Source organism: Paraburkholderia sp. GAS42 (genome assembly GCF_050436565.1).
Lineage (GTDB): Bacteria > Pseudomonadota > Gammaproteobacteria > Burkholderiales > Burkholderiaceae > Paraburkholderia.
Window position 1 is genome coordinate 38,401 of sequence record NZ_JBNDML010000013.1, and the last position, 13,561, is coordinate 51,961.

At 64.5% G+C, this 13,561-nt stretch carries 13 protein-coding genes; 9 read left to right on the forward strand and 4 right to left on the reverse strand.

Annotated features, from left to right (window positions below):
* Positions 1-4: 4 nt before the first annotated feature.
* From P3T16_RS19705 to P3T16_RS19720, 4 genes are read right to left on the reverse strand one after another with little or no spacing between them, the layout of a single operon-like run.
* Entirely contained in the window at positions 5-1,243 is a 1,239-nt protein-coding gene (locus tag P3T16_RS19705; protein ID WP_172312076.1) for an aromatic ring-hydroxylating dioxygenase subunit alpha, read from the reverse strand.
* 2 nt (positions 1,244-1,245) lie between these two features.
* Entirely contained in the window at positions 1,246-2,250 is a 1,005-nt protein-coding gene (locus P3T16_RS19710; protein ID WP_429343519.1) for an amidohydrolase family protein, read from the reverse strand.
* Between the two features lie 55 nt (positions 2,251-2,305).
* Positions 2,306-2,683, reverse strand: coding sequence for a RidA family protein (locus tag P3T16_RS19715; RefSeq protein ID WP_429343520.1), 378 nt, complete (start codon positions 2,681-2,683; stop codon positions 2,306-2,308).
* Between the two features lie 35 nt (positions 2,684-2,718).
* Positions 2,719-3,462, reverse strand: a complete 744-nt coding sequence (locus tag P3T16_RS19720) for a GntR family transcriptional regulator (RefSeq protein ID WP_429343521.1) — start codon at positions 3,460-3,462, stop codon at positions 2,719-2,721.
* A gap of 305 nt (positions 3,463-3,767) precedes the next feature.
* Between P3T16_RS19720 and P3T16_RS19725 the strand changes: the two genes are divergently transcribed.
* The 9 genes from P3T16_RS19725 to P3T16_RS19765 are packed head-to-tail and all read left to right on the forward strand — an operon-like array spanning position 3,768 to position 13,560.
* The gene (locus P3T16_RS19725; RefSeq protein WP_429343522.1) at positions 3,768-5,915 is read left to right on the forward strand and encodes an acetate--CoA ligase family protein; all 2,148 of its coding nucleotides are present in this window, start codon (positions 3,768-3,770) and stop codon (positions 5,913-5,915) included.
* A 19-nt stretch (positions 5,916-5,934) separates the two neighbouring features.
* Positions 5,935-7,128 carry an acyl-CoA dehydrogenase family protein gene (locus P3T16_RS19730; protein ID WP_429343523.1) on the forward strand — a complete coding sequence of 398 codons (1,194 nt, stop codon included), beginning with the start codon at positions 5,935-5,937 and terminating at the stop codon, positions 7,126-7,128.
* An 18-nt stretch (positions 7,129-7,146) separates the two neighbouring features.
* A complete protein-coding gene (locus P3T16_RS19735) occupies positions 7,147-8,292 on the forward strand; it encodes an acyl-CoA dehydrogenase family protein (protein WP_429343524.1) in 1,146 nt (381 codons plus the stop codon).
* A complete protein-coding gene (locus tag P3T16_RS19740; RefSeq protein ID WP_429343525.1) occupies positions 8,289-9,452 on the forward strand; it encodes a thiolase domain-containing protein in 1,164 nt (387 codons plus the stop codon). Before P3T16_RS19735 ends, P3T16_RS19740 begins: the two co-directional genes overlap by 4 nt.
* Before the next feature lie 2 nt (positions 9,453-9,454).
* Complete coding sequence (locus tag P3T16_RS19745) at positions 9,455-9,898, forward strand: Zn-ribbon domain-containing OB-fold protein (protein WP_429343526.1); 444 nt, start codon at positions 9,455-9,457, stop codon at positions 9,896-9,898.
* A 10-nt stretch (positions 9,899-9,908) separates the two neighbouring features.
* Positions 9,909-11,138: a CaiB/BaiF CoA transferase family protein gene (locus P3T16_RS19750; protein WP_429343527.1), complete on the forward strand. Its 1,230-nt coding sequence runs from the start codon at positions 9,909-9,911 to the stop codon at positions 11,136-11,138.
* Positions 11,139-11,175: 37 nt separating this feature from the next.
* Positions 11,176-12,174, forward strand: coding sequence for a protocatechuate 3,4-dioxygenase (locus P3T16_RS19755; RefSeq protein ID WP_429343528.1), 999 nt, complete (start codon positions 11,176-11,178; stop codon positions 12,172-12,174).
* Positions 12,175-12,216: 42 nt separating this feature from the next.
* On the forward strand, positions 12,217-12,870 hold the full coding sequence (locus P3T16_RS19760) for an RraA family protein (RefSeq protein WP_429343529.1): 654 nt from the start codon (positions 12,217-12,219) through the stop codon (positions 12,868-12,870).
* 30 nt (positions 12,871-12,900) lie between these two features.
* Entirely contained in the window at positions 12,901-13,560 is a 660-nt protein-coding gene (locus P3T16_RS19765) for an RraA family protein (protein ID WP_429343530.1), read from the forward strand.
* Position 13,561: the final 1 nt, after the last annotated feature.

A 13,561-nucleotide genomic window follows, 5' to 3' on the forward strand; every position in this document is an offset into this window, starting at 1 on the left:
CGTATTACGTGGTTTCGGTGAGAACTCGCCAATCGGCGCCGGTCGGCAACACACCGCCGACTGAAATGGCGCGCGAGTAATCGAGCTCAGGATTGTCAGCGAGCGTCGGCGTCTTGCCTGCCATGAACTCGCGCGCCGATTTGAGCAGCAGCGTGCGAACGCGCAGCACCGCGCCGTCGGCTGAGCAGAGCTGCTCGTTGGTGCGGTCCGCGATCGGTCCCTGACCGAGGAACATCGCGAAGTCTTCGGTGCCGAGATGCTGGTGGAAGCCGGTCGCGTGACCACGCTTCATGAGATCGCGGTTCTGACCGAAACCGTCGTTGCGCGTGCCCGGCGGCAACGGCGGGAAATTCCACACGTCTGGCGTGGCCGACATGACGGTCATGCCAAGCTTGCGGGTCGGATTGAAGTGCACGAACCACGCACGGTGGGTGACGTCGTCGACGGGCGTCGAAAAGAACACCGTGCTCGGACCAGTTGCGTCTGGCGCGCAGATGATGCCGTACCACGGCATCACGAAGTTGTTCACGCGCGCATAGACCTTCTCGTCGGGCAGGTCGCGCAGCGCGGCGTAGCGGTAGCCATAGGGACGCTCCTCGAATTCGAGACGCGGGGCGAGCGCTCTATTCATGTGCAAACGCTCATTGCCGCCGCCCGCCGTGATCTGCGTGGTCGATTCGTGCAGCACGCCGACGTGCGAAGAATCCATCGAGGCTTCCACACCTTGAACCCAATTGGTCGGCACTTCGGCGCTCGTGACCGAGCGCTGGTCGGCGGCCAGATTCGTGAACGGCAGGTCGGGGAACCGGGGTGGCGTGTCGCCCTTGCCGAGCCAGACCCAGACGATGCCGCCGCGTTCCTCGACGCGGTACTGGCCGGTCTTCACCCGCTTGCAGAACTGAGCCTGATCGCCGACCTGGTTTGGGGCTTCGACGACTTTGCCCTGGACGTCCGTCTTCCAGCCATGGAAGATGCAGCGCAGGCCGTTGTCCTCGTTGCGCGCCATCATCATGGACGTCCTGCGGTGCGGGCAGAGCTCGTCGATCAGGCCGGCTCGCCCGTCGGTGGTGCGAAACGCCACGTAGTTCGTACCAAGCAGGCGCACCAGCACCGGGGCGCCGTCAGCCACGAGGGTGGCCGACGGCACGGCCGGCATCCAGTAGTGCTGGCGGATCATTTCGCCCATCGGCGCACCGTTTTCGACGCGCGTGAGCAGTTCATTTTCTTCGGCGGTCATGGCCATGATCAGGCTTCCTTATAGTTTCGGAAGGCGCGCGGGTAGACGCGCGCGCAGTTGCACTCGAACACGTTCTTGCGCTGCTCATCGGTAAGCCATTCGATGCTTTCGATCACCGGCTTCATGTCGTCGTAGTCGCGTCCGGAGATGGGGTCGCGCGCGCTGCCCGTGCCGGGTTTTTCCGTGCCGAACAACACGTTGTCGGTCCCCGCTACTTTGAGCAGCAGTTCGATCGATTCCTTAGAGTAATTGCAGGTGTCGAAGTAGAGCTTCCTGAGTTGCTGGTCAAAGGTTTCAGGATGGTTGCGGCGCACCGCCCACGAGCGGAAACGTCCCATCTGGTAGGGAATGGCGCCGCCGCCGTGACCAACCACGATCTTCAGGGTCGGATACTTCTTGAACACGTCCGAGTCGAGCAGGGAGATGACCGCGATGTTCTCTTCGTTGATGAACTTCAGTGTGTACGACTCGCGCGGACTGCAGCTGCCGGCTGAGTGGATCAGTGCGGGCACGTCAAGCGCGGTCATCGCTTCATAGAGCGGATGCCAGAATGGGTCGCCGAGCCCTGGCGGCGTCGGGCCTTCCGATTCGGTCGGGTCCGGGTTCAGCAGACAGCCCACGAAACCCAGTTCGTTCACGCAGCGCTCGAGCTCCGCCACAACGCGTACCTCCGGCGACTCGTTCATGAACTGCGGCAGGCCCGCCACGCCGCGAAAGCGGTCCGGGAACATCGCGACGTAGCGCGCGATCAGGTCATTGCAGTGGCGCGACCAGAGTTCGGTCACGCGCGCGGGCTTGACCGAATGCATCTGAAGATAGGGGCGCGGCGAGATGAACTGCACGTCCGTGCCGACCGAGTCCATGCTACGCACAAGTTCTTCAGCGACCTTGCGCAACGACGCGTCCGGCACGTTGGGTTTGGTCGAAGGGTTGGCGCGTCCGCCGATCAGTTCCGCCATGTAGCGGAAGCTTTCGGGCGGCATGACGACGTGGGCGTGGGAATCGATAATCACGTTGGGGCCTTTGTGAATGAGGGGAAGCACTGCGTTGAAGGGATCCGCCGGGCGTTCAGGAGGCCACGGCGATGGTTTCTAGCTGCAGCGCCATGTTGTGCTGCAGGTCGTGCACGACGATATGGCGTGCTGGCCGCTGTGCTGGGTCAGGCCAGCACGCGAGCCAGTGCGCGTTGATGTGCTCGCGGACCGAATCATCTTTCACGTACACCGTGAGTTTCACGACGTCTGCGAGCGTCGCGCCGCCTGCGTCGAGAAAACGCCGGAGGTTGTCGAACGCGAGTCGGGTCTGATCGGCGGGATCGGCGGCGAGGCGACCGGTCGCCGGATCCTTGCCGGCGATCGCCGACGAGCAAAGCACGTTGGCGACGCGCGCGCCGACCGGGATTGGCGCATTGTGTGCGAGACCGGGGACGTCGATGGAACGGGGCATGATTTCTCCGTAGGGCTGGTTGAGGACGGCTCGGTTCAGTCCGTGCCGACATCGAAAAAGTGGCGTGGTACCGCCGCAAGGAACTCCGAGAAGCCTGTCGTGCCTGCCGGTACGTGACGCCGCATGGCCTCGGCGGCTTTCGCTTCGTCACCGGCCCGGATCGCGCGGGCGATCTCGAAGTGCTCCTGCAGCGAGCGGCTGATCTGGGCGCGGTGGCGCAGGTCGGCCACGCGATAGCGAGCCGACTGGCGGCGCGCGGCGCGAATCTGCTCGGCGAGGCACTCATTGCGGCTGCCGTTATAGATCGTGTCGTGGAATAGCGCATTGGCGTGCGCGTACTCAGCTGTGTCGCCCTCGACGGCCGCCTGCTGGCAGGCCAGCAGCGCGCGGTCGAGCGCTTCGTGTAACGCATCGCCCGCACGCCGCGCGCAAAAGCGCGCGCACAGCGCCTCCAGCTCGCCGATGTACTCGAGCATCGAGCGCACTTTGGCGATCGACAGCCGCGCCACGGTAATGCCCTGGCGCGGCGAGATCACAACCAGATCGCGCGCTGCGAGATGCTGAAGCGCCTCGCGGACGGGGGTGCGCGAGACGTTAAAGCGCGCGGCGAGCGCGCGCTCGTCGATCGTTGCGCCCGGGGCGAGGTCGCCCGCCTCGATCTCGGCCTGCAGCGTCGCGCGAATGTCGTTCGCAAGGCTGGCCCGCAGGCGCGGCGCCGCTTCCGGCATGCTGGGCATTCCGCCTTCGCGCTCAACGGACAGGTCGACGACAGATTTCATGGCAGGGACGGTCGCTGTTCAGGTGCCTTAAATATACCAATAGTTTGTTGTGGTATTCAAGATGAGGTTATTTTTATGCCTCGTTGCCCGACGGCAGACGTGCCGTGAGTTTTGAAAAATATTATTTAAAATCAATATATTGGAAGCATTGAATTCCTCCGCCTGGTCTTCGGTAGGGGAAAACACCAACACAATAAAACTGCCTGTGGTGTATTGAATGGCCGCTTTTGGTATGCCAGAATGCACACATCCGACATGATCCCGGTGCACAAGCAGGGATCTCAATCAAGAAGAGGCATGACCTGATGAGTAAGTCACTCTCCGACGCCGCCGGCGTGCTGTCCGTCGAGCGCGTGCTCAAGCCGAGATCGATCGTGATCGTCGGTGCTTCTGCCGACCCGCGAGCGTTTGGCAATTTCGTGCTGCAAAACCTTGAACGGTTCGGCTATGCGGGCGAGATCCATCTCGTTTCGCGCAGTAGCCAGGAAATCAACGGCCGCCGGTGCGTCAACAGCGTCGACGCGCTGCCCGAGGGCATCGATCTCGCGGTGCTCGCGATACCGGAATCAGGCGTGCTCGATGCGGTCCGTACGCTCGGTGCTCGCAAGACCGGAGCGACGGTGATCTTCGCTTCGGGCTATGCCGAAGCGGGCGAGGAAGGCCGTGCCAGGCAGGAGGTCTTGATCGAAGCGGCGAACTCGATGGGCATGGCGCTGATCGGCCCGAACTGCATGGGCTTCACCAACTTTGAGGCAGGCGTGCCGGTCACCTTTGAGGCGATCGCGCCGTATCCGTGCGCGGGCCGCAAGGGCGTCGGCGTGGTCGCGCAAAGCGGCGCGATGGCCGCGAACCTGCGTGATGCGTTCATGGGGCGCGGGCAGCCGATCACGGCGGCTGTGTCGACGGGCAATGAAGCCGTCCTCGGTATCGAGGACTACCTGGCCTGGTTCATTGGCGACGCGCAAACGAGCGCGATCGCGGTGTACGCCGAACAGATCCGCCGTCCGCAAACCTTTATCAAGCTGGCGCGTGAGGCGCGCGCGGCCGGCAAGCCGATCGTGATGCTCATGCCGGGCAAGAGCGCCCGAGCACGCGAAGCAGCGCAGTCGCACACCGGCGCGCTGGCCGGTGATCACGCGACCACGAGTGTGCTGCTCTCGCGGGAAGGCGTGGTGATGGTGGACACGCTCGACGAGCTGTTCGACACCACGACGATCCTCGCGCGTTTCCCGGTGCCGCCCGCAGCGGGTACGGCCGTGATGACCGCGTCGGGCGCCGTGAAGAATATCGTGCTGGACTTCGCCGACGACATCGGCCTCACCTTGCCGGCCTTGACCGGGCCGACAATTGAGAAACTGACAGCGTTGCTGCCGGACTTTGCGGTGGCCGACAATCCGCTCGACTACACGACGATCGGTGTGCGTAACCCCGGCCTGATCGGAGAGCTTATCGACACGGTGCTTGCCGATCCGAACGTCGGCAGCCTCGTGCTCGCGATCATGGGCGGCCCGCCGATCGCGCAGCGAGACAAGGCGGATCACCTGGTGCCGGCGCTCGCGCGCGCCACCAAGCCGGCTGTGCTGGCGGTGTTGGGCGACAACAACGTGCTCGAGCCATTTTTTGTCGAAGCGATCGCCGCGAGCGGCGTTCCGTTCTTCCGCTCACCGGACCGAGCGCTGCGTGCCTGTGCGCGCGTGGCTACCTACGGCGAATCGCTACAGCGTGCGCAGCGCGCACAAACGGCAGATCCGGTCGCGATCCCGCTGCCGGGTCCCGTGCCGGCAAATGGCATCTTTGCGGAGTATCAGGGCAAACAATGGCTCGCGGCGGCCGGCTTGCCGGTGCCTGCAGGGCGTCTTGCGAAGTCGCTCGACGACGCGTTGAGGATTGCTGACGAAATCGGCTACCCGGTAGTACTCAAGGCCCAGGCGAGCGAGCTGCCGCACAAGAGCGACGTGGGAGGCGTGGTGGTTGGCCTCGCGGATGCAAACGCGCTGCGCGCGGGCTGGGACAAGCTGCACGCGAGCGTGGCGTCGCATCGGCCCGGCGTGGTGCTCGATGGCGCGCTCGTCGAGGCGATGGGACCGCGCGGCCTCGAACTCGTGGTTGGCGCCAAGCGTGACGCGGAGTGGGGGCCGGTCGTGCTGATCGGTCTCGGCGGGATCTGGATCGAGGTGCTCAAGGATGTGCGCCTGATTCCGGCCGACATGACCGAGGCTGACATCGTGGTCGAACTACGCCGCCTCAAGGCCGCCGCGCTGCTCGACGGCGTGCGCGGTGCGGAAGGTGTGGACGTGGATGCAATCGCGAAGGCCGTGGCCGCGATCGGCGCACAGATGCGCGCGAACCCGCAGATCACGGAGATCGACGTCAACCCGCTCGTGGCGTACCCGGACCGCGTCCTGGCGCTCGACGCACTGGTCGTGTGCGGCGCGCGCGACAGCGCGCACTAATCATAAGGATGATGAATCAATGAGACTGGAATTCTCCGCAGAGGACGACGCATTTCGCGCCGAGGTGCGCGAGTTCGTCAGGCAGAACCTGTCGCCCGAACTCAGGCGCAAGGCCGAACTCGGCCTGCGTCTCGAGCGTACCGACTATGTCGAATGGTTCACGCGGCTTTACGAGCGTGGCTGGATCACGCCATCCTGGCCGCAGGAGGCCGGTGGCCCGGGCTGGACCCCGCTGCAACGGTACATTTTCGACGAGGAAACGCTGGTTGGTGGCGCGCCGCGCATTATCGCAAGCGGCATCAACATGCTCGGTCCCGTGCTCCACGCGTTCGGTACGCCCGAGCAGAAGGAACGCTATCTGCCCGCGATCCGCCGCAGTGAAACGTGGTGGGCACAGGGCTTTTCGGAACCCGGCGCGGGTTCGGACCTCGCGAGCGTGCGCACCACAGCGGTGCTGACCAGGGACAAGGACGGCGATCATTTTGTCGTCAACGGCCACAAGGTCTGGACCTCGTATGCGCACTGGTGCGAGATGATGTTCGCGCTCGTGCGCACCGATCCCGATGCGAAGCCGCAGGAAGGCATTTCGTTCCTCCTTATCGACATGAAGTCGCCGGGCGTCGAGCTGCGCCCGATCCGGATGCTCGAAGGCGGCACCGACCTCAACGAGGTCTATCTCGACAACGTGCGTGTGCCGGTCGAGAACCTCGTCGGCGAGCTCAACAAGGGCTGGTCCTACGGCAAGTATCTGCTCGGTCACGAGCGCACCGGCATCGCTGGGATCGGCTCGTGCAAGCAGCAACTCGCACGTGTCAAGGCTCTCGGCAAGCAGCAGGACCTCGCGGGCGATCCGCTGTTCGAGGCGCGCGTGAGCCGCTTCGAGATCGAACTGATGGCGCTCGAATTCACTGGCCTGCGCATGCTGAGCGCGAACCAGCAGAGCCGCGTGCCGGCAGTCGAGGCATCGATGCTCAAGGTGCGCGGCACTGAACTGCGCCAGTCGATCTACGCGCTGCTCACAGAAATCGCAGGACCGCACGGCGTGCCATTCGACGAAGCGGCGCTGCTCGACCAGGCTGGCCATGAGCTGCCAGGCCCCGACGACCTCATCGCCGTAGCGGCCAATTACTTCGACGCGCGCAAGCTGTCGATCTACGGTGGCACCAACGAAGTGCAGCGCAATCTGATTAGCCGCGCGTTCTTCAATGCCTGAACCTGGACACGATAAAACATGGACTTTTCTCTCACTGAAGATCACATCGCGCTCCAGGATGCGGTACGCCGCTTCTGCGACGGCGAATATCCCGCGCATCAGCGCGGCAATGCCGAGGACGCGGCGCTCGCCGCCCGTCGCCGCCGCGGGCTCGCCGAACTCGGCGTGACCGGGCTCACCATCGATGCGGAACACGGCGGCAGCGGCTATGGCGCAGTTGAAACGATGCTCGTCGCCCAGCAACTGGGCCGCGCGCTCGGCGGCGCGGGTTGGCTTGCGAGCGGTCTGCCGGCCGCGGCGTTGATCGGCGCGGCCGGCAGCGTCGAGCAGTGCGTCCCATGGCTCGAAGCGGCCGCCACCGGCGAGAAGGTGCTCGCGTTTGCGGTCGGCGAAGCCGATGCGCGCTACGACATCGCGCGGCTCGCGGTGCCTGCGAAGGAAACCGGTATCGGCTGGCGCATCGACGGCACCAAGACGCTGGTATTCGACGGTGCAATCGCGGACGCATTCGTGGTCGCTGTGCGCACCTCGGGCGAGCGCGGCGATCAGCATGGCCTCTCCCTGTTCCTCATCGACGCGAAGACAGCAGGCATCGCGCTGCGGAGCTTTGCGACGATCGATGCACGCGAAGCGGCACACGTCACGTTCTCGAACGTGGTCGTGAACAAGGACGATCTGATCGGCGAAGCCGGCGAAGGCTACGGACTGATCGAAGCGGCGCTCGACCGCGCGAACGCTGCGTTGTGCGCGGAATCGGTCGGTGCGCTGGAAGCACTGCTCGAGTTGACCGCAGAGCATCTCAGGACACGCACGCAGTTCGGCGCGCCGCTCGCGAAGTTCCAGGCGCTGCAACACCGCGTCGCCGACCTGCTGATCGCGCTCGAACAGGCGAAGTCGATGGCGTGCGCGGCCGCAGTGGCGGTCGACGAGAACGACCCGCAGCGCCGAGCCCGTTTCGTGTCGGCTGCAAAGGCCTTCATTGGCGACGCGTGCCGTACCGCCGGGGAGTGGGCAATCCAGCTGCACGGCGCGATGGGCATGACCGAGGAATGCCGCGCGGGCCATTACGCGAAGCGCATGTTTGCGATCAACATGACCTACGGCGACGCCAGCTGGAACCTGAATCGTTTCACGGCCCAGCGCCTCAGCAAGGAGGCCGCATGAGCCTGAATGGACAAGCGTACATCGTGGGTGCCTATGAGCACCCGACACGAAGGGCCGACGACCTTTCCGTGGCGCGTCTGCATGCCGACGTCGCAAAGGGCGCGCTTGAGGACGCGGGCCTGACGAAGGACGACATCGACGGCTACTTCTGCGCGGGCGACGCGCCGGGCCTCGGCACGACCACCATCGCCGAATACCTCGGCCTGAAGCTGCGCCACGTTGATTCGACCGAGTGCGGCGGGTCCGCGCCGATCCTGCACGTCGCGCACGCGGCCGAGGCGATCGCAGCCGGCCGCTGCAATGTCGCGCTGATCACGCTGGCCGGCCGCCCGCGTGCGGCAGGTGCCGCGCTCTCGCTCAGGGCGCCGGACCCGGATGCACCCGAAGTCCAGTTCGAGTTGCCGTTCGGCCCAGCCACGCAGAATCTGTACGGGATGGTCGCCAGGCGGCACATGTACGAATACGGAACCACGAGCGAGCAGCTCGCGTGGATCAAGGTCGCGGCGTCGCACCACGCACAGTACAACCCGAACGCGATGCTGCGCAACGTCGTGACCGTCGAGGACGTGGTCAATTCGCCATTGGTCGCCGATCCGCTGCATCGTCTCGACTGCTGCGTGATGAGCGACGGCGGTGGTGCGCTCATCGTCGCGCGTCCTGAAATTGCGCGGCAACTCAAGCGCCCGCTCGTCAAGGTGCGTGGCGCGGGCGAGGCCCCGAAACATGCTGCGGGCGGCAAGATCGACCTGACCTGGTCGGCGGCGAAGTGGTCGGGCGCGGCAGCGTTCGCGGAAGCGGGCGTGACACCGGCCGACATCAGGTATGCGTCGCTCTACGACAGCTTCACCATCACCGTGCTCATGCAGCTGGAAGATCTCGGCTTCTGCAAGAAGGGCGAGGGCGGCAAGTTCGTGCAGGACGGCGGTCTGATCTCCGGCGTCGGCAAATTGCCGTTCAACACCGACGGCGGCGGGTTGTGCAATAACCATCCGGCGAACCGCGGTGGGGTCACGAAAGTGATCGAGGCGGTACGCCAGCTGCGTGGCGAGGCGCATTCCGCCGTGCAGGTGCAGAACTGCCACCTCGCGCTCGCGAGCGGCATCGGTGGTGCACTCGCGTCACGTCATACGGCCGCTACGCTCATTCTGGAACGGGTATAACGATGACGACTATTCAGAATCCGGCGGCCGACAAGGCCGCGAACAAACCCCCGAAGCCCACCGGTCCGCGTCGCATTGCCGCACCACGCGCGCTGCCGGAGGCACTGCCGTTCTGGGACGCGGCCAGCAAAGGCCGCCTGCTCGTGAAACGCTGCACGGACTGCGGCGAAACACACTACTACCCACGTGACATCTGTCCGCACTGCCTTAGCGCGAACACCGAATGGATCGAATCGACGGGCAAGGGCACGATTTACTCGTTCAGCACAATGGGCAAGGACGAAGCGCGCTACACGCTCGCCTACGTGACGCTCGACGAGGGCGTGACGATGCTTACCGATCTCGTCGACTGCGATCCTGCCGCGCTTGAAATCGGCCATCGCGTTCAGGTGATCTTCAAACCGAGCGACGGCGGCTATCCGGTTCCGATGTTCACTCCGGCCTGAGGCATAACACATGACTAACGAATCCAACGGCGACTGGACGGCGGGCACCCCGCGTAAAGGCGCCCTGTCGCGCTTCACGATCATCGACGCAACGCGTGTACGCGCCGGCCCGACCGCCATGCGTCTGTTCGCCGACATGGGCGCGCGCGTGATCAAGGTTGAGATTCCGCCGGGCGCGCCGGGCGGCGACGACATGATCGGCGGACGCGATCACAATCGCGCCGATTACGAAAATCTGCATCGCAACAAGGAAAGCCTCACGCTGAACATGAAGGACCCTGCCGGCCGCGAAATTCTTCACGAGCTGATCCGGCGTGCCGACGTGTTCATCGAGAATTACCGTCCCGATGTGAAGCACCGCCTCGGCATCGGTCCCGACGCGCTGTGCGCAATCAATCCGCGGCTCGTGTACGCGAGTATCTCGGGCTTCGGCCAGGACGGTCCGTATGCGAACTGGCCCGGCTTCGACTCCATCGCGCAGGGCATGGGCGGCCTCATGAGCGTGACGGGCAAGCCAGGCGAAGGTCCGATGCGCGTCGGCATTCCGATTGCGGACCTGTGCGCAGGCCACTTCTGCGCGATGGCGATTCTGACCGCATTGCTCGAGCGGGAAGCATCGGGCGAGGGGCAGTGGGTACAGACATCGCTACTCGAAGCGCAGCTCGCCATGCTCGACTTCCAGGCGGCGCAATGGCTCGTGGACAGGAAAGTGCCGGAGCAGGTGGGCAATGAGCATCCGCTCACGGTGCCGACCGGCGTATTTGCGACTCAGGACGGCTACCTCAACCTCGCCGCGATCGGCCAGACGATGTGGATGCGTTTGTGCGACGCGCTCGGTCTCGAGGATCTTGCACGGGCACCGGGCTACGACTCGGACCCGGCCCGCGTCGCGAACCGTGACGCGGTGAACCAAGCGGTCAGCGAGGTGTTCAAGACGCGCACGACGAAGGAATGGACCGAAATCCTGCTTAAGGCCGGTGTGCCGTGCGGCCCAATCTATGGGATCGATGAAGTGTTCGACGACCCGCAGGTCAGGCATCTCGGCATTACCTGGCCCGTCGATCTGCCGGGTAAAACCGGAGCCGCGTTGGTCGGGCAGCCGTTCCGGCTGTCGCGCTACCCGCGCGAAGCGGCGCCACGCCTTGCGCCCGAACAGGGCGAGCACAGCCAGGCAATCCTGCAGGAGCTCGGCTACTCAGACGAGCAGATCGAACAATGGCGCAAAGCGTCCGTAGTCTGAACGTCGCGCAACTCACGAGAGAACGGAAGGACAAGATATGGCACGTTTGGTGGCCGCATTCGGTTCATCGCACAGCATCATGCTGGTGTCGCAGCGCGAAGATTGGCAGCATGGCTTCCGCGCAGTTGACCCGAAGAACCCGCATTACTTCGACAGGGCGGGCGATCACGTCACTTATAACGATTTGCTCGAACGCGCGCCGGCTGACGCCGAGACGATGGTCACGCCTGAAAAGATGGGTGAGCGCTACGATCAGGCTGAAGCAGCGATGGACGAGTTGCGCGAGCGCATTCGTGCCGCCCGGCTCGATGTGCTGATCGTCGTCGGCGACGACCAGACCGAGTTGTTCCGGACAACGAATAACCCGGCGTTCGCGATCTACTACGGCGAGACGATCCGCAACGCGAAACGTGTGACTGGCGAGAACGACAGCTGGTACGCACGGGCGCGGACCATGCGGCAGGAGCCCGATGTCGACGTCGACTATCCCGTCAGATCGGACATGGCACGCTGGATGATTCGCGAACTCTGTGAACGCGACTTCGACATGGCGGCAATGGACGGTCTCGAGCGCAACCAGTACGAAGGCCACGCGTTCTCGTTCATTCATCGCCGCTATCTGCAGGGCCTCGACCTGCCGGTCATTCCGGTGATCGTGAATACCTTTGATCCGCCCAATCAGCCCACGCCGCGTCGCTGTATCCAGCTCGGCGCTGCGTTGCGGGAGCTGATCGAGGCGTACCCCGAAGACCTGCGCGTGGGTGTGCTCGCCTCGGGCGGCCTGTCACACTTCGTGGTCGACGAGGAACTCGACAACGGCATCATCGACGCAATCCGCCGCAAGGACAGTGCCTGGCTCGCCGCGCTCGATCCGAAGCAGCTGCAGGCGGGCAGCTCGGAGATCCGCAACTGGATCATCGCAGTCGAAGCGGTCAAATCGCTCGACCTCGAATGGGTCTCGTACACGCCGGGATATCGCAGCCCCGCACTGACCGGCACCGGACTGTGTTTCGCCGCATGGCGCACGCTGGCCTGACCTGGCTTCCTGCCGCAGTGAAATCTACGGAAAACAACCAACATGACTGACCTGAATGTACAGCGCCTGCGCCGGCTCGATTGCTGCGCCGTGTCGGACGCACTCGACAAACTCAAACTGCCCGGTGTCGTGAGCGGACTGCCGCAGCGCTCGGGCCAGGGGCGGATCGCGGGCCGCGCAATCACCGTGAAGCTTGGCACCGGCGAAGCGACGCCGGGACCGCCAGTGCACCTCGGCTGCACGGCAATCGAACAGGCCAATGGCGAGAATGTGATCGTGGTCGAACAGCGCAGCGGTGTCGAAGCCGGCTGCTGGGGCGGTCTCCTCTCGCTCGCGGCGAAAGTGCGCGAGGTCGCGGGCGTGGTGGCCGACGGCCCGGTGCGCGATATCGACGAAGCCATCGCCTATGAACTGCCGGTGTTCAGCCGCGCAACCACGGCGCGCACGGCGCGCGGCCGCGTGGTCGAGAAGGGCACCAACGTGCCGGTGCAGATCGGCGAAGTGCAGGTGGAGGCAGGCGACTATGTCGTGGCCGACAACAGCGCCGTGATCTTCATCCGCGCCGGTGACATCGGCATCGTGCTCGACACTGCCGAGACGATTGTCGCGAAGGAAGCCGCGATGGCCAAGGCGATCCTGTCTGGCTCGCCGGTCGGGAAAGTGATGGGTGGCAACTACGAACACATGCTCAAGTGAGCACATTCACAATCCACAAGGATACGTAACATGACGAATGACAATCGCAACGTCGAACGCGCGGGCAAACTCGATACGGCCACCCTCTCGGATGCACTCGACAAACTCGGCATCACGGGGCAGTGCTACAGGATCAAGGCCCGCAGTACGCACTTCAGGCTCGCCGGGCGCGCCTGGACACTCAAGTACGGTCCTGCCTCGAACCCGCCTGGGACGGTCGGCGACTACATCGACGACGTGCCGCCCGGCGCGATCGTCGTGCTTGACAACGGTGGGCGCGCAGACGCGACCGTCTGGGGCGACATCCTGACCGAGATCGCACACCGTCGCGGCCTGGGCGGCACGGTGATCAATGGCGTGTGCCGCGACGTCGCCCTGTGTCTGAAGCTCGGCTATCCCGTGTTCAGCCGCGATCACTGGATGCGTACAGGCAAGGATCGCGTGCAGGTCGAAGCGACCAACATTCCGGTCAATATCGGCGAGGCACGCGTTCAGCCTGGTGACATCCTGCGCGGGGATGCCGACGGTGTGATCGTGATCCCGCGCGAGCATGAGGACGCTGTGCTCGACGCGGCCGAGACCGTCCAGCATGCAGAGGACGCAATCCGCGAAGCCTGTCGCGGCGGCATGCGTCTGGACGAGGCGCGCAAACAGTTCAAGTATCACCAGTTGCAGACTCGGGGGAAATAAA

Coding starts and splice junctions, on each gene's coding strand:
- P3T16_RS19755 (WP_429343528.1), top strand. CDS start 11,176: ATGGCACGTTTGGTGGCCGCATTCGGTTCATCGCACAGCATCATGCTG.
- P3T16_RS19745 (WP_429343526.1), top strand. CDS start 9,455: ATGACGACTATTCAGAATCCGGCGGCCGACAAGGCCGCGAACAAACCC.
- P3T16_RS19730 (WP_429343523.1), top strand. CDS start 5,935: ATGAGACTGGAATTCTCCGCAGAGGACGACGCATTTCGCGCCGAGGTG.
- P3T16_RS19760 (WP_429343529.1), top strand. CDS start 12,217: ATGACTGACCTGAATGTACAGCGCCTGCGCCGGCTCGATTGCTGCGCC.
- P3T16_RS19720 (WP_429343521.1), bottom strand. CDS start 3,462: ATGAAATCTGTCGTCGACCTGTCCGTTGAGCGCGAAGGCGGAATGCCC.
- P3T16_RS19715 (WP_429343520.1), bottom strand. CDS start 2,683: ATGCCCCGTTCCATCGACGTCCCCGGTCTCGCACACAATGCGCCAATC.
- P3T16_RS19735 (WP_429343524.1), top strand. CDS start 7,147: ATGGACTTTTCTCTCACTGAAGATCACATCGCGCTCCAGGATGCGGTA.
- P3T16_RS19765 (WP_429343530.1), top strand. CDS start 12,901: ATGACGAATGACAATCGCAACGTCGAACGCGCGGGCAAACTCGATACG.
- P3T16_RS19725 (WP_429343522.1), top strand. CDS start 3,768: ATGAGTAAGTCACTCTCCGACGCCGCCGGCGTGCTGTCCGTCGAGCGC.
- P3T16_RS19740 (WP_429343525.1), top strand. CDS start 8,289: ATGAGCCTGAATGGACAAGCGTACATCGTGGGTGCCTATGAGCACCCG.
- P3T16_RS19705 (WP_172312076.1), bottom strand. CDS start 1,243: ATGGCCATGACCGCCGAAGAAAATGAACTGCTCACGCGCGTCGAAAAC.
- P3T16_RS19750 (WP_429343527.1), top strand. CDS start 9,909: ATGACTAACGAATCCAACGGCGACTGGACGGCGGGCACCCCGCGTAAA.